The organism is Mesorhizobium sp. M2A.F.Ca.ET.043.05.1.1 (genome assembly GCF_003952445.1).
Classification (GTDB): Bacteria; Pseudomonadota; Alphaproteobacteria; order Rhizobiales; family Rhizobiaceae; genus Mesorhizobium.
The window spans coordinates 1,476,045-1,493,120 of the sequence record NZ_CP034446.1 but is presented as its reverse complement, the minus strand read 5'-3'; the positions used below and the strand labels follow the sequence as shown (position 1 = coordinate 1,493,120).

Sequence of the window (17,076 nt, the reverse complement as noted above, 5' to 3'; positions counted from 1 at the left end):
TTATGCCCTTACTTGACGTCGGCCGCGACCTTCAGCGACACGATCTTGTCGGGATCCTGCACCGGCTCGCCGCGCTTGATCTTGTCGACATTTTCCATGCCCTCGATGACCTGGCCCCACACCGTGTACTGGCGGTTGAGGAAGGCGGCATCGTCGAAGCAGATGAAGAACTGCGAATTCGCCGAGTTCGGGTTCTGCGCCCGAGCCATCGAGCAGGCGCCGCGGCCATGATTGGCGTTGGAGAACTCGGCCTTGAGGTCCGGCTTGTCGGACCCGCCCATGCCCGCGCGCGACGGCGCATAGGTCGGCTTCGAGGAGTTGCCGAACTTGACGTCGCCGGTCTGTGCCATGAAGCCGTCGATGACGCGGTGGAACACGACGCCGTCATAGGCGCCCTCACGCGCCAGTTCCTTGATGCGGGCGACGTGGCCGGGGGCCAACTCGGGATACATTTCAATGACGACCTTGCCCTTGGTCGTTTCCATGATCAGCGCGTTCTCGCGATCCTTGATCTCAGCCATGTCGGAAATCCTTTTTGAAAATTGAGGGGTTTATTTGACGTCGGCGGCGATGCGAACCTTGATCATGCGGTCGGGGTCGCTGACCGTGCCGTTGTCGGCCTCGTCGCCCTTCTTGATCTTGTCGACGAGGTCCATGCCGCCGACCACCTTGCCGACGATGGTGTACTGGCCGTCGAGGTTCGGCGCCGGCGCGAACATGATGAAGAATTGCGAGTTGGCCGAATTCGGGTCCTGCGACCGCGCCATGCCGACCACGCCGCGCGTGAATTGCTCGCTCTGCGAGAACTCGGCCGGCAGATCGGGAAGATCGGAACCACCGGTGCCGACGGCTTGCGGGTCGAAACCCTTCTTCATGTTGCCGAACTTTACGTCGCCGGTCTGCGCCATGAAGCCGTCGATGACGCGGTGGAAGGCGACATTGTCATAGGCGCCGTCGCGCACCAGCTTCTTGATCTGCGCGACATGCTTGGGCGCCAGATCGGGGCGCAGCGTAATCGTCACGTCGCCATCCTTGAGCGTGATGATCATGGTGTTTTCCTTGTCGGCAGCGACGGCCGGCACTGATGCCGAGAAAAGGGATGCCGCGAAAAGGCCGGCAAGCACGACAAGGAACGAAGCGAGCTTCTTCAGCTGCATAGGGATCTCCGGGAAAACCTATTTGGTGAACTTGGCCGTAAGCGCCCCGGCGACAGCCGCCGGCACGAATGGACGAATGTCGCCGCCCATCGAGGCAATCTGGCGCACGAGTGTGGCGGTAATGGTGCGCACCGAGGGACTCGCCGGCAGAAAAACCGTCTGCAGTTCCGGCGCCATCGTCTCGTTCATGCCGGCCATCTGCATTTCGTAGTCGAGATCGGTGCCGTCGCGCAGGCCGCGGATCATGATCGAAGCGCCCTGCTTGCGAGCAGCGTCGATGACCAGCCCGTCGAAGGCAACGACCTTGATGCGACCGCTGTCCTTGCCGAATTCGGCCTTGGTTGCCGCCTCGATCAGTTCCACGCGTTCCTCGAAGGAAAACAACGGCTTCTTGCCTGGATGGATGCCGATCGCCGCATAGACGGTGTCGGCCACCGCCAGCGACGCCTTGAGCACGTCAAGATGGCCGTTGGTCAGCGGGTCGAATGAGCCGGCGTAAAGGGCGGTGCGTTCGGTCATGGCAGGCTTCTAGAGCAATTCCAGGAAAAGTGTGAGCGGTTTTCCGTCCGGAATTGAGCAAAGACAAAAAGATAGAGCGGTTCGCTGTTATCTTGAAACGGTGAAACGCTCTAGCGAACCTCTCAGAAAAAGGCAAATCCGATAGGTTGGCCCACCGTGAACCTTTTTGCGCCGATGAACGACAGATGAACGCGGCAATCACGAACATTTCACGCAGCGTCCACTAGGTTGCCGCTTCAAGGGACGAAACAAAATCCCCATCTCGTCGTTGTAAGCCCAGGAGAACACGCAAATGCTGATCTACATGCTTGCCACAGCAATGACCATCGTGATGCTCATCGCGACCGCCTTCGGGTTGCATCAGGAAGCAGCGCGGGTGCGCGTCAAGGCCAACACCAAGCGCCTCGATGGTTTCGCCCACCGCAACGTCTACCGTCGCCACTGATCCCCGTCATGATCGATCCGGCCCAACGGGCCGGTTGAGCCGGACGAAATCTATTCGCTCCCGCCCGTATCGTCCGCACCAGCCTCGCTCGAAGCCACGTCTTCCGCTTCTTCGTCCGACTGCGGCTCCGAAATCCGCTCCACAGAGACGACCTTTTCGCCTTCGGCCGTGTTGAAGATCGTCACGCCCTTGGTGGCGCGGCTGGCAAAGCGTATGCCGTTGACCGGCACCCGGATGACCGTGCCGCCGTCCGAAACCAGCATGATTTGATCGTCATTGCCGACCGGGAAGGTCGCGACCAGCCGGCCGATCTCGGCCGTCTTGGAAACGTCGGTGGCGCGAATGCCCTTGCCGCCGCGCCCCGTCAGGCGGAAATCATAGGACGACGAGCGCTTGCCGTAGCCATATTCGGTCACCGTCAGCACGAATTGCTCGTGCGCCTTCAGCTTTTCATAGTCATCGTCGGAAAGCTCCGCCTCCTCGCCGATCTCCTCATTGGTCAGCGAAATCTCATCTTCCTCGCCGGTCGTTCCGACGGCAAGCCGCCTTTCAGCCGCCGCACGCTTCAGATAGGCGGCGCGTTGTGCGGGTGACGCATCGACATGCTCGATGATCGACATCGAGATGATGCGGTCGGTCTCGGCCATGCTTATGCCGCGCACACCGACGGAATTGCGGCTCTGGAAGACGCGCACGTCGGAGACCGGGAAACGAATGCACTGGCCGGAATTCGCCGTCAAAAGCACGTCGTCATTGTCGGTGCAGGTCTCGACGCCGAGGATCTCGTCGCCCTCTTCCTCCAGCTTCATGGCGATCTTGCCATTGCGGTTGACCTGGACGAAGTCGCTGAGCTTGTTGCGGCGCACGGTGCCACGCGTAGTGGCGAACATCACGTCGAGATCGCCCCAGCTGGTCTCGTCCTCCGGCAGCGGCATGATCGTGGTGATACGTTCGCCCTGCTCTAACGGCAGCATGTTGATCAGCGCCTTGCCGCGCGATTGCGGATTGCCGATCGGCAGCCGCCAGACCTTTTCCTTGTAGACGATGCCGCGCGAGGAGAAGAACAGCACGGGCGTGTGCGTGTTGGCCACGAACAGCCTTGTGACGAAATCCTCTTCCTTGGTCGACATGCCGGAGCGGCCCTTGCCGCCGCGGCGCTGCGCCCGGTAGAGCGACAGCGGCACGCGCTTGATGTAGCCGGAATGGCTGACGGTGACGACCATGTCCTCGCGCTGGATCAGGTCCTCGTCTTCCATGTCCGCGCCGCCCTCGGAGAGCTCGGTGCGGCGCGGCGTTCCGAACTCGTCGCGGACCGCGATCAGCTCGTCCTTGACGATCTGCTGGATGCGCACGCGAGACGACAAAATGTCAAGGAAATCAATTATCTCGGCGCCGATCTTGTTCAACTCGTCGGCGATCTCGTCGCGGCCGAGCGCGGTCAGGCGCTGCAGGCGCAGGTCGAGGATGGCGCGCGCCTGTTCCTCGGAGAGGTTGTAGGTGCCGTCCTCGTTGATGCGGTGACGCGGGTCGTCGATCAGCTTGATCAGAGGCGCGACGTCGTGCGACGGCCAGCGCCGCTCCATCAACTGCTCGCGCGCCGTCTGCGGATCGGGCGCGGTGCGGATGAGCTTGATCACCTCGTCGATATTGGCGACCGCAATCGCAAGGCCGACAAGGACATGGGCGCGCTCGCGCGCCTTGCGCAGCAGGTATTTGGTTCGGCGGCTGATCACCTCCTCGCGGAAAGCGACGAAGGCTTTCAGCATGTCGATCAGCGTCATCACCTCCGGCTTGCCGCCGTTGAGCGCCACCATGTTGGCGCCGAACGACGTCTGCAGCGGCGTGAAGCGGTAAAGCTGGTTGAGGATGACGTCGGCGACGGCCTCGCGTTTCAGCTCGATGACGACCCGGTAGCCCTGGCGGTCGCTTTCGTCGCGAATGTCGGAGATGCCGTCGATGCGCTTCTCGCGCACCAGTTCCGCCATCTTCTCGATCATCGCCGCCTTGTTCACCTGATAGGGAATCTCGGTGACGACGATGGATTCACGGTCGTTTCCGCGCCTTTCGATCTCGACGCGGCCGCGCATGACGATCGAGCCGCGGCCGGTGGAATAGGCGCTGTAGATGCCGGAACGGCCAAGCACGATGCCGCCGGTCGGGAAATCCGGGCCGGGCACGATTTCCATCAGTGCCGGCAGGTCGATGGCCGGGTTGTCGATGATCGCCATCGCCCCGTTGCACACTTCGGCTAGGTTGTGCGGCGGAATGTTGGTGGCCATGCCGACGGCGATGCCGCCCGAACCGTTGACCAGAAGGTTGGGGAAGCGCGCCGGCAGCACCCTCGGCTCTTGTTCGGCGCCATCATAATTGTCCTGGAAATCGACCGTTTCCTTGTCGATATCCTCCAGGAGCTCATGCGCGACCTTGGTGAGCCGTGACTCGGTGTAGCGCATGGCCGCGGGCGGATCGGCGTCGATGGAGCCGAAATTGCCCTGCCCGTCGATCAGCGGCACGCGCAGCGACCAGTCCTGCGCCATGCGAACCAAGGCGTCATAGATCGAGGCGTCGCCATGCGGATGGTATTTACCCATCACGTCGCCGACGATGCGCGACGATTTCACATGCTTGCGGTTCCAGTGGTAACCGCCTTCCTGCATGGCGTAGAGGATGCGGCGGTGCACGGGCTTCAGGCCGTCGCGCACGTCGGGCAGCGCGCGGCTGACGATCACGCTCATGGCGTAATCGAGATAGGAGCGTTGCATCTCCTCGATGATCGAAATCGGCTCGATGCCGGTGGGGCCGCCATCCGGCCCGCGCGGTGTCTTCTGGTCGGTCAAATCAGGTCACAATCCAGTCGGGAATCACTGCATGCTTATATAGGAAGCCTTGCCGAAACTCCAATGTCGGCCGGACTTTTCCAGAGACAATTTTGATGGTAATTTCAAATGGATACCGCTGATTGCGACGATATGGCCACCGTCGTTTTCGCCGTCATGCGGCAAGGTCGGCGATGGATCGGGCAAAAACCGCAACTGGTGTGAAGCTGGCCTCATGGCTACCCATGCGGGCCCTCAGCGGCTGGAGCGTCAAGGACCTCAACGGCGATCTGTCGGGCGGCATCACGCTGGCCGCGATCGCCATTCCCGAGCAGATGGCGACGGCGCGCCTTGGCGGTTTCGCGCCGCAGATCGGCTTTTTCACTTTCGTCGCCGGCTCTGTCGCCTTCGCGCTGCTCGGCGCCAACCGCCAGCTGTCGGCCGGCGCGGATTCGACGATCACGCCCTTGTTCGCCGGCGGTCTGGCGCTGATCGCCACCTCAGGCTCACCGCATTACCTAGCGCTGGCGGCCATGCTGGCCCTGATGGCGGGGCTGCTGGTGGCGCTCAGCGGCGTCTTCCGTCTCGGCTGGATCGCCGATCTGCTGTCCGTGCCGGTCACGACGGGTTTCCTCGCCGGCATCTCGGTCCATATCATCGTCTCGCAACTGCCTTCCTTGCTCGGCCTGCCGGCCGAAAGCGGCGAGACGGTGCGGCGGGTCGGCGAGATAGCCGCCAATATCCACCTCACCAATCCCTGGAGCCTGGCAATCGGCCTTGGTGTCTTCGCCATCGTCTTCGCCGCCGGACAGGTCAGCGCGCGGATCCCGGCGGCGTTGATCGGCATGGTCCTGGCGACGCTTGGCGTCGTCGCCTTCGATTTGAGGAACCGTGGCGTCGAGGTGCTCGGCGCCTTGCCGAACGGGTTGCCGGCCCCAGGCGTGCCGACCGCCGACTTCCAGGATGCCCGGGCACTTGTTCCGCTGGCGCTGCTGATCGCCATCGTCGTCATGGTGCAGACAGCGGCCACGAGCCGCTCGTTTGCTTCCCAAAACGGCGAAGCGCCAGACGTCAATCGCGACTTTGTCGGCGTCGGCGCGGGCAGCATCGTGGCCGCCCTGTTCGGCGCCTTTGCCGTCAACGCCAGCCCGCCGCGCACGGCCATCGTCGCCCAGACCGGCGGCCGCTCGCAGCTGTCGGGCCTGATCGCGGCGGCTATCGTTCTGGCGCTCAGCATCTTTGGGGGAACACTGCTGGCCAATGTACCGCAGGCGGCCCTTGCCGGCGTGCTGATGTTCGTGGCCCAGCACATCCTGCGCTGGAGAATCGCCGTTAACGTATATCACCAGGCGCCGGGCGAGTTCGCGCTGATCCTGATCACCATGATCGCCATCGTCGTCCTGCCGATCGAAACCGGGGTCGCGATCGGCATCGGTCTGTCGCTGCTGCACGGCATCTGGGGCTCGACGCGCACGGAGCCGATCGAGTTGGCGCAGGTGCCGGGCACCTCGGTCTGGTGGCCGCCCAGTAGTGCCAGCACGGACGAGCAGCAGCCCGGCGTGCTGGTGGCGGCGTTTCAGGCGCCGCTTTCCTTCGTCAATGCCGACCGTTTCAAGCGCGGCCTCATCGACCTGATCGACGCCAGGAGCGAGGACGTGAGGCTGGTGGTGCTGGAGGCCAGCAACATCGTCGAGATCGACTACACCGCCGCCCAGGCGCTGATCGACACCATCCGCCATTGTCGCGACAAAGGTGCGGTCTTTGCTATCGCGCGCATGGAATCGCTGCGCGCGCAGGCGGCGCTGACGCGGTTCGGCATCGTCGACATCGTCGGCGCTGAACGGATATTCCACAGCGTCGACGCGGCGATCAAATCACTTGGTCCGAGGAAACCGCAGCTCAAGGAACAGGACAGCATGCCATGATCGACTCCCGACGGGCAGCAGCAGGCCTTTTCAGCCAACGCGCCGGGCGCGATAGGCGCCCGGCGCCTCCCCAATCTCGCGCCGGAACCGGCGATTGAAAGTCGAGAGATCGTTGAAGCCTGCGTCGAAAGCGATGGCCGAGATCGTTGCATCCGAGCTGCGCAGGCGCACGGCGGCACGATGCAGCCTTGTCCTCAGCAGGAACTGATAGGGCGTCATGCCGGCCACATGCCGGAAGATGCGTAGGAAATGATACGGGCTCGTCGCCGTGGCGCCGGCAAGCTCGGCCAGCGAGAGCGGCCGCTCGGCATTGAGCTCGATCAGCCGCACCGCTTCGGCAACGCGTTTCTGATCGCGGCGGCTTGGTGTCCGCGCCGTTCTGAAAGAACCGGCGGCAGCCCCGACCACCGCGCCGGCAAGGCGCAGGCCGAGTTCCTCGAACGCCTCGTTGTCGCTGCTTTCGCGCGCAGCCTCCGCCTCGGCCAGCAAAGGCGCCAGCACCGGCAAGGGCGGCAGGCGCGGATCGGCGAAGCCCAGCCGCTTCGCGCCCGGCAGTTCGGCCACGACGCGTTCCAGATAGGCTGGCGAAAAATGGAAGGAAAGGCAGCGGTCACCGGCGCCGTGCTCATGCCCGCATTCATAGCAGGCGCCGGGATTTCCGAGCAGGATGGCACCCGGCGCCAGCATCGCCGTGCCCTGGCGCGTGCGGTAGCGGAAGGTGCCATTGGTTACCGCGGCAACGCAGAAGCTGCGATGCTCCTCCTCGAACGGCCTGTCGCCCGCGGCGGCGGTACACACCACGTCGGACACCTGCCAGCCAGATCCGGAAGCCAGAGTTCTCTGCGCTGTCGTCATGCCCGAAGGATAGCAATTTTTCCCAAGCGACGAACCCCGCCTGCCCCTATTGCTTGCCCTCTCCTGACAAACGAGACAGCAACCATGGCCAATCCCTTTGCCGAAGCCTTGCACAGCGACGGCCCCATTCCGGACCTCGCCGAAAGGCTGAAGCTCTACGGCCGCTTCATCGGCGCCTGGACTTTCGATGCCACGCGCATTCTAGAGGACGGCACAAAGCTCACCGGTCGCGGCGAGGTGCATTTCGGCTGGGTTCTGGAAGGCAGGGCCGTGCAGGACGTCTGGATACTGCCCGCCCGCGACGCAGGTCCCTCCCCGTCGCTCGGACCGTGGACCTTCTACGGCACGACATTGCGCGTCTACGATCCCGGCGCCGACGCCTGGCACATCTTCTGGAGCGACCCGCGCAATCAGTACTACAGCCGGCAGCTCGGCCGCGCCGAGGGCGACACGATCGTGCAGGTCGGCGCCGACGGAACCGGCGCGTCGGTACGTTGGAGCTTTTCGCGCATCACCGAAAACTCGTTCCGCTGGCTGGGCGAGCGCTCGCATGATGGCGGCGCGACCTGGCGCTTGGAGGTCGAATTCCTGGCCCGGCGCGTGGGTTAGAGCTGATGGCTACCGAAGATCGCAGCGGCACAAAGCAAGAGCCGTAGCGATCCTTCGCGCCTGCCTTCACAGTTTCGCGCGCAGCATTTCCCCTCCCGCCTGTTTCCACCGCCCGGGCTTTGCTCTACCAATTGCGGAGGCTGGGCTTCGCCTGGCGGGAGGGGCCAGCGATGCCGAGTTTCGACAGCCTGTTCAACGCCTTCGTCACCATACTGGTGACCATCGACCCGCCGGGGCTTGCGCCGCTCTTCCTCGCCGTGACGCGAGGCATGAACCGAGAGGAGCGCCAACAGGTCTCGGTGCGCGCCTCGGTGATCGGCTTTCTGGTCATGGCGCTGTTCGCGGTTGCCGGCGCCTCGATCCTGTCGGTGTTCGGCATCACGCTGCCGGCCTTCCGCGTCGCCGGCGGCTTTCTCTTGTTCTTCATCGCCTTCGAAATGGTGTTCGAGCGCCGCCAGGACCGCAAGGAGAAGATCGGCGACGTCGCCATCACCAAGGACATGATCCACAACATCGCCGCCTTCCCGCTGGCGATCCCGCTGATCGCCGGCCCCGGCGCGATCTCGGCGACGGTGCTGTTGTCGGGACATTTCGAAGGCTTTGCGGCTCAAGCCGCGCTGGTCGGCATCATCTTCCTCTGCCTCGTCATCACCTATCTGGTGTTCGTGCTGTCGGAACGCATCGACCGCATCCTCGGCCAGACCGGCCGCTCGATCCTGACCAGGTTGCTCGGCGTGATCCTGGCGGCCTTGGCGGTCCAGTTCGTTGCCGACGGCGTCAGGGCGCTGATGGCGGTCTAAGCGGCTGCGAAGCAGCCCACCTACTGCCCTACTGCCCTACTGCCCTACTGCCCTACTGCCCTACTGCCCTACTGCCCTACTTCACCCCCGTCTCGACCACCTCGAAATCATGCGTGATCGTCGCCGTCTTCGCCATCATCGCGCTGGCCGAGCAATATTTCTCGATCGACAGGTCGATCGCACGCTTCACCTTGTCATGCGAGAGCGCGCGGCCCTTGACGATGAAATGCATGTGGATGCGGGTGAACACTTTGGGGTCGGTCTCGGCCCGGTCGGCGTCGAGCTCCACCACGCAATCCTCGACTGCCTCGCGGCCTTTCTCCAGGATATGCACGACGTCATAGGCCGAGCAGCCGCCGGTGCCGATCAGCACCAGTTCCATCGGGCTCGGTCCAGGCGTCTTGCCATCCGGCCCATGCGCCGTGCCCAGCACGACCTTATGCCCGCTGCCGGATTCGCCGACAAAGGTGCGTTCCTCGACCCATTTGACGCGTGCTTTCACGGTGGTCTTCCTTGAGAAATTCAGGTCCGCGCTAAGGCCTGTTGAGATTCAGGTCAGGCCGCGCCGAAAATGGCGGGTTCCGAGAACCGGCCTACGCCGGCCGAAGCCCTCACAACTGTCTCGCTCTATGAAGGCTACTGCCGGCGAACGATAGATGGCTAAAGCGGCAAAGGCCGCGAAGGCATGCCATGGAATGGGAGGCGGCGCCGACGAAAGCGGTCCGAGCGACATCGCCTTCCCCTAAACGATCATGTCGAGACGCTTAGAACGGGATCTCGTCGTCCAGCTCGCGCGACGCGCCGCCGCCCTTGGAGCCGCCGCCACCGCGGCTGAAGCCTTCGTTCGGGCCGGACTGGCCGAAATCCGAGCCACGGCTGCTGCCGCCGGAATAATTGCCGACCTGGCCGCCGCCGCCCTCGCCGCGCGCGTCGAGCATCTGCAGTTCGCCGCGGAATTTCTGCAGCACCACCTCGGTCGTGTAGCGGTCATTGCCGGTCTGGTCCTGCCATTTGCGGGTCTGCAGCTGGCCCTCGACATAGACCTTCATACCCTTCTTCAAATACTGCTCGGCCACCTTGGCGAGCTGATCGTTGAAGATCACGACATTATGCCACTCGGTCTTTTCCTTGCGCTCGCCCGAATTCTTGTCGCGCCAGCTTTCCGAGGTGGCGACGCGGATGTTGACGACCGGATCGCCAGAATTCAGGCGGCGGATTTCAGGGTCCGCCCCGAGATTGCCGACCAGAATGACCTTGTTGACGCTACCCGCCATCGTACTTCTCCGCGCTCATCCGAAACAAATTTTAAGTCGCTCACCTTACAGCCTCAGGGTCGCCCATGCCCGTAAAGGCTGGCTTTTCCCACAAGGTTTTTGTTCCTCTTTCGTTCTAGCATAACCGATGCTTCTGTCAAGGAATGTCAGCAAGAGGTAGTGTCCTGGTGTGGGAAACGAAAGGGGATATCTCCGAATGAACACCCTGACACATGAGGATCAGCCGCGCGAACTTTGGCGGACCGGAGTGGAGACGCGGATGCGTGTTGCCGCCGCCAACGGCGCGGCCGAGCTTTGCATATTCGAACAGTGGGTCGAACCGGCAACCGGTGCGCCGACCCATTCGCATTCGGTAGAAGAAGTGCTGACAGTGATTGCCGGCGAGGCCGAAATGTGGATCGAAGACAGGCGAGCAGTACTGACTGCGGGGCAGTCGCTGATCATCCCGGCGCATCGCAGGCATGGCTTTCGCAACATTGGGTCCGGCATGCTCCACATCCATGCCGTGCTCGCATCGCCGATCTTCGAAGCAAGCTTCGACGGAGCCGCGAATCCGGTGAAGCGCTGGACATCATAAAAACAGCGCTTGCCAAATCAATAAGTATCGACTTATGCTTTCCGCATGATCGAAGCAGAAATTTTCCGGGCGCTCGCCGACCCCACCCGTCGCGCCGTCTATGAGCGGCTGACCGCCAGCGAGATGAGCGTGAGCGAGCTGCGCGCCGGCATGAGCGTGTCGCAGCCGGCGGTCTCGCAGCACCTTGCCGTGCTGCGCGGCGCCGGCTTGGTGGTCGAGCGCCGCGCCGGCCGCAACGCCTATTACCGAGCCGATCCGCAAGGGCTCGACCCGCTGCTCGGCTGGATCGACCGCTACCGCGCCTTCTGGCCGGAACGCATCGAGAAGTTGAAGACGGTTCTGAAGGGAATGGACCAATGACCAAGGCAGAGAACCCGACAGCGGCAGAGGCCCCGCTCAGCTTCGAATGCGAGCTTGCCGATCCGCCTGAAAAGGTCTGGCGGGCGCTGACCGAGCCGGAACTGCTGGCCGCCTGGATGATGCCGAACGACATCAAGGCTGAAGCCGGCAGCCGCTTCACCTTTGCCGGACCGGATGCGCCGATCGAATGCGAGGTGCTGGAAGCCGAGCCCGGCCGGCTGCTGCGCTATTCCTGGCGCGAGCGGCCCGCCGACAAGGACGCTGACCAGCTTCCCGCCTTTGACAGCATCGTCACCTTCACGCTGGCCCGCACAGCTTCCGGAGGCACGCATCTTCGGATCGTCCATGATGGCTTCGTCCCGTTGGCGGAGCCTGTTCTAGCCATCGCTGGCGCCGGCTGCGGGCTTTCGCTTCATGCGCGTAAGAACCCGATCGCCGCCAATGCGCCCTGCATGATGTTGCGCGCGGCCTGATGAGAGGATACCCGTCATGAGCATTGCCAATCTGGTGCCGATGGTCATCGAGCAGTCGAGCCGCGGCGAACGTTCCTTCGATATCTTTTCGCGGTTGCTGCGCGAGCGCATCGTCTTCATCAACGGCGAGATCAACGACAATGTCTCGGCGCTGGTCTGCGCCCAGCTGCTGTCGCTGGAATCCGACAATCCCGACAAGGAGATCTCGCTCTACATCAACTCGCCCGGCGGCATGGTGACCAGCGGCTTCGCCATATACGACACGATGCAATACATCTCCTGTCCGGTGTCGACGGTCTGCATGGGCTTCGCCGCCTCAATGGGCTCGTTTCTCCTGATGGCGGGCTCCCCGGGACGCCGCATCGCGCTGCCCAACACCAGGATCGTCCTGCATCAGCCGCTTGGCGGTTTCCAGGGGCAGGCTTCCGACATCCAGCGCCACGCCGAGGACATCGTGCGCACCAAGCAGCATATGACGGAGCTCTACGCCAGGCATTGCGGCCGCACCTACGAGGAAGTGGAGCGCACGCTCGACCGCGACTACTTCATGAGCGCCGCGGAAGCGAGGGACTGGGGCCTCGTCGACCACGTCTACGACACGCGCAAGAAGGCCGCCTGACATCGCGGGCCAGACGCGCGGCAATTTGATCGCCGCGCGTCTGGCCTCACTCCAGCCGCGTCCCTATAGTCCGCGCATGATCAGGTCCGTTCATTTATGTGCTGCCCTCGCCGCTCTTGCCGGCGCCTTGATGGCCGGCACCGCGCTGGCCGACGACAGCCCGTCGCAGAAACTGCCCGGCGTCAGCGGCGACTATCGCATCGCCAAACCGGCGCCGCAGCCGGAACCCGATGACGCGCAGCCGGCCGGCAGCGACGGCTCGTTCAAGATCGGCAACACCGATGTCAGGATCGGCGGCAGCATAACGATCGACATGGCAACGGGCGGCATGAAGCTACCGAACCACTGATCGCGGCCGCGGGTTGAGCGCCCCACAAAATGTAAGCCCCATCCCTGCTGTGCAGACGGATGGGGCTTCATGGATCTGAAATCCAACTTTAGCCGGGAGTGGACTGCCGGCGTTCTGTTTCGGATGCAACGCGGCATTCAACCGACGATCCGACTATGGTCTCTGATTGTAGGGAATCGGCAAGTCACGGTTTGTCGGGCTGGCGTTTCAAGTCTGCCCTGGCACTTATGCCCGCCGCGGCTCCATCTCCGTGTGGAGCCTCAAGGGACTGTCCGGTGGCGTCATGCTCCGCTCCTGGGTCCGTTGCGACAATGTCGTTCGAAGCGCTAATCGCTATCGCCTGCGGCGTCTCGCAGGCCGCCTGTTGGGCGGCGAGGCCATCGAAAGACGGCCGGCTTCGTTGACGCCTTGGAGACTGCTCCCCTGGGTCCGCGACGTCAACCGTTGAATAGCCGGTTACGGAAAAATGTGATCGGTTGGAGGTTACGTGCGGGTAAGCCAAGCGGCTCTGTGGATCAACAAGGCGGCATAGGCGGCACTTGTCTCCACACCGTTTCGAACGACAGTTGAACGGTGATCAACGCAACTGTTTCCACAACGCTTTGTCAGGAGCGTGTTCGGCCTTTGTTCTTTCCGCTTGCCCGCTCGCGCGAAAGGCGGTTAAACCCATGATCGGCCTGTTCCGTCGAGATTGTGGCGTCTCTCGACGTGGCGGCAAAAATACCTACATAGGGGATGGCCGGGACAAACCCGCCCAATCCAGCAAATTCCAGATCTGAGGCGGCGACCGGCGATGGCCGACCATAAATATCTTTCCATTCGCGGGGCGCGCGAACACAATCTCAAGAATATCGATCTCGACCTGCCGCGCGACAGCCTGATCGTCATGACTGGACTGTCGGGCTCCGGCAAGTCGTCGCTCGCTTTCGACACCATCTATGCCGAGGGCCAGCGCCGCTATGTCGAGAGCCTGTCGGCCTATGCCCGGCAGTTCCTGGAGATGATGCAGAAGCCGGATGTCGACCAGATCGACGGCCTGTCGCCCGCCATCTCGATCGAGCAGAAGACCACCTCGCGCAACCCGCGCTCGACGGTTGGCACCGTCACCGAGATCTACGACTATATGCGCCTGCTTTTCGCGCGCGTCGGCATTCCTTATTCGCCGGCAACCGGCCTGCCGATCGAGAGCCAGACCGTCAGCCAGATGGTCGATCGCGTGCTGGCGCTGGAGGAAGGCACCCGCCTCTATCTGCTCGCGCCGATCGTGCGCGGCCGCAAGGGCGAATACCGCAAGGAACTACTCGAGCTGCAAAAGAAGGGTTTTCAGCGCGTCAAGGTCGACGGCACCTTCTACGAGATCGCCGACGTGCCGGCGCTGGACAAGAAGTACAAGCACGACATCGACGTGGTGGTCGACCGCATCGTCGTGCGCGGCGATCTTGCGACTAGACTCGCGGATTCGATGGAAACGGCGCTGAAGCTCGCCGACGGGCTGGCTGTGGCCGAATTCGCCGACAGGCCGCTCGATGCCAGCCTGACCGGCGAGGACTCGGTCAACAAGTCGAAGAACGAGACGCATGAGCGCATCCTGTTCTCGGAAAAATTCGCCTGCCCGGTATCCGGCTTCACCATTCCCGAGATCGAACCGAGGCTGTTCTCCTTCAACAACCCGTTCGGCGCCTGCCCGACCTGCGACGGCCTCGGCAGCCAGCGCGCCATCGACCCCAACCTCGTCGTGCCGGACGAGAACGTCTCGCTGCGCGACGGCGCCATCAGCCCGTGGGCGAAGTCGACCTCGCCCTATTACGCGCAGACGCTTGAGGCGCTGGGCAAGGCCTATGGCTTCAAGCTCGGCGACAAGTTCAAGGATCTGAGCGCGCAGGCGAAAGAAGCCGTGCTGCATGGCACCGGCGAGCGCGAGATCACCTTCCAGTATGATGACGGCCTGCGCTCCTACAAGACCACCAAGACCTTCGAGGGCGTGATCCCCAATCTCGACCGGCGCTGGAAGGAAACGGAATCGGCCTGGATGCGCGAGGAGATCGAGCGCTTCATGTCGGCCACGCCCTGCCCCGCCTGCAACGGCTACAGGCTGAAGCCGGAAGCGCTGGCGGTGAAGATCGGCGGTAAGCATATCGGCGAGGTTACGGAACTGTCGATCCGCAAGGCGGATCAATGGTTCACCGACCTTCCGGCGCAGCTGAACGACAAGCAGAACGAGATCGCGGTGCGCGTGCTCAAGGAGATCCGTGAGCGGCTGCGCTTCTTGAACGATGTCGGCCTCGACTATCTGACGCTTTCGCGCAACTCCGGCACGTTGTCCGGCGGCGAGAGCCAGCGCATCCGTCTCGCCTCGCAGATCGGCTCCGGCCTCACCGGCGTGCTCTATGTGCTGGACGAGCCGTCGATCGGCCTGCACCAGCGCGACAATGCGCGTCTGCTCGACACGCTGAAGCACCTGCGCGACATCGGCAACACGGTGATCGTCGTCGAGCATGACGAGGACGCCATCCTGCATGCCGATTACGTCGTCGACATCGGTCCGGCCGCCGGCATCCATGGCGGCCGCGTCATCGCGCAAGGCACGCCGCAGCAGATCATGGCGACGCCCGCCTCGATCACCGGCAAGTACCTGTCGGGCGAGCTCGAAGTGACGACGCCGGCGGTGCGCCGCGAAGCCAAGAAGAACCGGCGCATCAAGGTGGTCGGCGCGCGCGGCAACAATCTGAAGAACGTGACGGCGGAGATCCCGCTCGGCACCTTCACCGCGGTCACCGGCGTATCCGGCGGCGGCAAGTCGACCTTCCTGATCGAGACCCTGTTCAAGGCGGCCTCGCGCCGCATCATGGGCTCGCGCGAGTATCCGGCCGAGCATGACCGCATCGAGGGGCTGGAGTTCCTCGACAAGGTCATCGACATCGACCAGTCGCCGATCGGCCGCACACCGCGCTCCAACCCGGCGACCTATACCGGCGCTTTCACGCCGATCCGCGACTGGTTTGCGGGACTCCCCGAAGCCAAGGCGCGCGGCTATCAGCCGGGGCGCTTCTCCTTCAACGTCAAGGGCGGCCGCTGCGAGGCCTGCCAGGGCGACGGCGTCATCAAGATCGAGATGCACTTCCTGCCCGACGTCTACGTCACCTGCGACGTCTGCCACGGCAAGCGCTACAACCGCGAGACGCTCGACGTGCTGTTCAAGGGCAAGTCGATCGCCGACGTGCTCGATATGACCGTCGAGGAAGGCGTCGAGTTCTTCTCGGCGGTGCCGGGCGTGCGCGACAAGCTGGTGACGCTGAACCAGGTCGGCCTCGGCTACATTCATATCGGCCAGCAGGCGACGACGCTGTCGGGCGGCGAGGCGCAGCGCATCAAGCTCGCCAAGGAATTGTCGCGCAAGGCGACCGGCAAGACGCTCTACATCCTCGACGAGCCGACCACCGGCCTGCACTTCCACGACGTGGCCAAGTTGCTCGAAGTGCTGCACGAGCTGGTCGATCAGGGCAACACTGTGGTGGTGATCGAGCACAATCTCGAGGTGATCAAGACCGCCGACTGGGTGCTCGACCTCGGCCCCGAGGGCGGCGACGGCGGCGGTGAGCTGGTGGCGTCTGGCACGCCGGAAGCGATCGTGCGCGAGAAGCGCAGCTATACCGGTCAGTTCCTGAAGGAGCTCCTTGAGCGGCGCCCCGGAGGCAAACGCGAAGCGGCCGAGTGATGGCAGGTAGCGGCCTGATCTCCATCGAAAGCCGCTTCGATGCCGTCGCGGCCATAGCTGCCGGGATGCAGAAGGTTGTCGCGAGCGCTGCCGGAGTCGACCAATCATGAGGCTGGCCCGCCCCGACGATCTCGCCGGCATCGTCGCGCTGACCACCGAAGCCTATGCGCCCTACACGGCCATCTTCGACGCGCCGCCGATCCCGGTCACCGAGGACCATGCGCCGCGCATCGAGCGCGGCGAGGTCTGGCTGCTGGAAGAAGACTCAACGCTCGCCGGATTGATCGTGCTCGAGCGTCATGCGGACCACGCCATGATCTTCAGCATCGCCGTTTCGCCGGCCTTCCAGGGCAGGAAGCTCGGCATCAGATTGCTCGACTTCGCCGACAAGCAGGCCCGGTCATGGGGCGTGCCGGAAGTGCGGCTCTACACCAATTCGCGCATGGCGCGGAACATCGCGCTCTATGCGGCGTACGGCTATCGTGAAACGGGTCGCCGCGCCAATCCATACAGACCAGGATGGACATTGGTCGACATGGTGAAGCCCGTCGACCGGGCAGCCTGATCGCAGGTTCAAACGGAG

At 63.5% G+C, this 17,076-nt stretch carries 18 protein-coding genes; 11 read left to right on the top strand and 7 right to left on the bottom strand.

The window, feature by feature from the left end:
• Positions 1–8 precede the first annotated feature (8 nt).
• The 3 genes from EJ069_RS07095 to coaD form a co-directional block, all read right to left on the bottom strand.
• A complete protein-coding gene (locus EJ069_RS07095; protein WP_042642653.1) occupies positions 9–521 on the bottom strand; it encodes a peptidylprolyl isomerase in 513 nt (170 codons plus the stop codon).
• Positions 522–551: 30 nt separating this feature from the next.
• Entirely contained in the window at positions 552–1,049 is a 498-nt protein-coding gene (locus EJ069_RS07090; protein ID WP_245456631.1) for a peptidylprolyl isomerase, read from the bottom strand.
• A 126-nt stretch (positions 1,050–1,175) separates the two neighbouring features.
• Positions 1,176–1,676, bottom strand: coding sequence for a pantetheine-phosphate adenylyltransferase (gene coaD / locus EJ069_RS07085; RefSeq protein WP_126060692.1), 501 nt, complete (start codon positions 1,674–1,676; stop codon positions 1,176–1,178).
• Positions 1,677–1,968: 292 nt separating this feature from the next.
• Between coaD and EJ069_RS07080 the strand changes: the two genes are divergently transcribed.
• Complete coding sequence (locus tag EJ069_RS07080; protein ID WP_095765297.1) at positions 1,969–2,121, top strand: hypothetical protein; 153 nt, start codon at positions 1,969–1,971, stop codon at positions 2,119–2,121.
• A 50-nt stretch (positions 2,122–2,171) separates the two neighbouring features.
• On the opposite strand, the gene gyrA is transcribed toward EJ069_RS07080, so the two are convergent.
• Positions 2,172–4,958: a DNA gyrase subunit A gene (gyrA, locus tag EJ069_RS07075; protein WP_126060691.1), complete on the bottom strand. Its 2,787-nt coding sequence runs from the start codon at positions 4,956–4,958 to the stop codon at positions 2,172–2,174.
• A 224-nt stretch (positions 4,959–5,182) separates the two neighbouring features.
• On the opposite strand from gyrA, the gene EJ069_RS07070 reads away from it, so the two are divergent.
• Complete coding sequence (locus EJ069_RS07070) at positions 5,183–6,862, top strand: SulP family inorganic anion transporter (protein WP_245456451.1); 1,680 nt, start codon at positions 5,183–5,185, stop codon at positions 6,860–6,862.
• 30 nt (positions 6,863–6,892) lie between these two features.
• Here EJ069_RS07070 and EJ069_RS07065 read toward each other — a convergent pair whose 3' ends face one another.
• Complete coding sequence (locus EJ069_RS07065) at positions 6,893–7,717, bottom strand: AraC family transcriptional regulator (protein WP_126060689.1); 825 nt, start codon at positions 7,715–7,717, stop codon at positions 6,893–6,895.
• A gap of 84 nt (positions 7,718–7,801) precedes the next feature.
• On the opposite strand from EJ069_RS07065, the gene EJ069_RS07060 reads away from it, so the two are divergent.
• A complete protein-coding gene (locus EJ069_RS07060; RefSeq protein ID WP_126060688.1) occupies positions 7,802–8,326 on the top strand; it encodes a hypothetical protein in 525 nt (174 codons plus the stop codon).
• A 170-nt stretch (positions 8,327–8,496) separates the two neighbouring features.
• Positions 8,497–9,126: a MarC family protein gene (locus EJ069_RS07055; protein WP_126060687.1), complete on the top strand. Its 630-nt coding sequence runs from the start codon at positions 8,497–8,499 to the stop codon at positions 9,124–9,126.
• Between the two features lie 76 nt (positions 9,127–9,202).
• Here EJ069_RS07055 and EJ069_RS07050 read toward each other — a convergent pair whose 3' ends face one another.
• Both EJ069_RS07050 and EJ069_RS07040 read right to left on the bottom strand, forming a co-directional pair.
• Positions 9,203–9,628 (bottom strand): OsmC family protein, encoded by a 426-nt coding sequence (locus tag EJ069_RS07050; RefSeq protein ID WP_126060686.1) that lies wholly within the window; start codon positions 9,626–9,628, stop codon positions 9,203–9,205.
• Between the two features lie 262 nt (positions 9,629–9,890).
• Positions 9,891–10,400, bottom strand: coding sequence for a single-stranded DNA-binding protein (locus EJ069_RS07040; RefSeq protein WP_126060684.1), 510 nt, complete (start codon positions 10,398–10,400; stop codon positions 9,891–9,893).
• A 196-nt stretch (positions 10,401–10,596) separates the two neighbouring features.
• Between EJ069_RS07040 and EJ069_RS07035 the strand changes: the two genes are divergently transcribed.
• The 7 genes from EJ069_RS07035 (at position 10,597) to EJ069_RS07005 (ending at position 17,058) form a co-directional block, all read left to right on the top strand.
• Entirely contained in the window at positions 10,597–10,977 is a 381-nt protein-coding gene (locus EJ069_RS07035) for a cupin domain-containing protein (RefSeq protein ID WP_245456450.1), read from the top strand.
• A gap of 45 nt (positions 10,978–11,022) precedes the next feature.
• Positions 11,023–11,337: a metalloregulator ArsR/SmtB family transcription factor gene (locus tag EJ069_RS07030; protein ID WP_126060682.1), complete on the top strand. Its 315-nt coding sequence runs from the start codon at positions 11,023–11,025 to the stop codon at positions 11,335–11,337.
• Positions 11,334–11,810, top strand: coding sequence for an SRPBCC domain-containing protein (locus EJ069_RS07025; protein WP_126060681.1), 477 nt, complete (start codon positions 11,334–11,336; stop codon positions 11,808–11,810). Before EJ069_RS07030 ends, EJ069_RS07025 begins: the two co-directional genes overlap by 4 nt.
• Before the next feature lie 16 nt (positions 11,811–11,826).
• Complete coding sequence (locus tag EJ069_RS07020) at positions 11,827–12,429, top strand: ATP-dependent Clp protease proteolytic subunit (RefSeq protein ID WP_126060680.1); 603 nt, start codon at positions 11,827–11,829, stop codon at positions 12,427–12,429.
• Between the two features lie 130 nt (positions 12,430–12,559).
• Positions 12,560–12,778, top strand: a complete 219-nt coding sequence (locus tag EJ069_RS07015; protein ID WP_042642753.1) for a hypothetical protein — start codon at positions 12,560–12,562, stop codon at positions 12,776–12,778.
• Positions 12,779–13,571: 793 nt separating this feature from the next.
• Positions 13,572–16,493 (top strand): excinuclease ABC subunit UvrA, encoded by a 2,922-nt coding sequence (uvrA, locus tag EJ069_RS07010; RefSeq protein WP_126060678.1) that lies wholly within the window; start codon positions 13,572–13,574, stop codon positions 16,491–16,493.
• Positions 16,494–16,599: 106 nt separating this feature from the next.
• Entirely contained in the window at positions 16,600–17,058 is a 459-nt protein-coding gene (locus EJ069_RS07005) for a GNAT family N-acetyltransferase (protein WP_126060677.1), read from the top strand.
• The last annotated feature ends 18 nt before the right edge of the window (positions 17,059–17,076 follow it).

Bases quoted from the DNA above. Each gene is read 5' to 3' on its own strand.
- EJ069_RS07080 (WP_095765297.1), top strand. From the start codon at position 1,969: ATGCTGATCTACATGCTTGCCACAGCAATGACCATCGTGATGCTCATC.
- EJ069_RS07030 (WP_126060682.1), top strand. From the start codon at position 11,023: ATGATCGAAGCAGAAATTTTCCGGGCGCTCGCCGACCCCACCCGTCGC.
- EJ069_RS07015 (WP_042642753.1), top strand. From the start codon at position 12,560: ATGGCCGGCACCGCGCTGGCCGACGACAGCCCGTCGCAGAAACTGCCC.
- EJ069_RS07065 (WP_126060689.1), bottom strand. From the start codon at position 7,717: ATGACGACAGCGCAGAGAACTCTGGCTTCCGGATCTGGCTGGCAGGTG.
- EJ069_RS07090 (WP_245456631.1), bottom strand. From the start codon at position 1,049: ATGATCATCACGCTCAAGGATGGCGACGTGACGATTACGCTGCGCCCC.
- EJ069_RS07020 (WP_126060680.1), top strand. From the start codon at position 11,827: ATGAGCATTGCCAATCTGGTGCCGATGGTCATCGAGCAGTCGAGCCGC.
- EJ069_RS07040 (WP_126060684.1), bottom strand. From the start codon at position 10,400: ATGGCGGGTAGCGTCAACAAGGTCATTCTGGTCGGCAATCTCGGGGCG.
- EJ069_RS07025 (WP_126060681.1), top strand. From the start codon at position 11,334: ATGACCAAGGCAGAGAACCCGACAGCGGCAGAGGCCCCGCTCAGCTTC.
- EJ069_RS07055 (WP_126060687.1), top strand. From the start codon at position 8,497: ATGCCGAGTTTCGACAGCCTGTTCAACGCCTTCGTCACCATACTGGTG.
- EJ069_RS07070 (WP_245456451.1), top strand. From the start codon at position 5,183: ATGCGGGCCCTCAGCGGCTGGAGCGTCAAGGACCTCAACGGCGATCTG.
- EJ069_RS07060 (WP_126060688.1), top strand. From the start codon at position 7,802: ATGGCCAATCCCTTTGCCGAAGCCTTGCACAGCGACGGCCCCATTCCG.
- EJ069_RS07005 (WP_126060677.1), top strand. From the start codon at position 16,600: ATGAGGCTGGCCCGCCCCGACGATCTCGCCGGCATCGTCGCGCTGACC.
- EJ069_RS07035 (WP_245456450.1), top strand. From the start codon at position 10,597: ATGAACACCCTGACACATGAGGATCAGCCGCGCGAACTTTGGCGGACC.
- coaD (WP_126060692.1), bottom strand. From the start codon at position 1,676: ATGACCGAACGCACCGCCCTTTACGCCGGCTCATTCGACCCGCTGACC.
- uvrA (WP_126060678.1), top strand. From the start codon at position 13,572: ATGGCCGACCATAAATATCTTTCCATTCGCGGGGCGCGCGAACACAAT.
- EJ069_RS07095 (WP_042642653.1), bottom strand. From the start codon at position 521: ATGGCTGAGATCAAGGATCGCGAGAACGCGCTGATCATGGAAACGACC.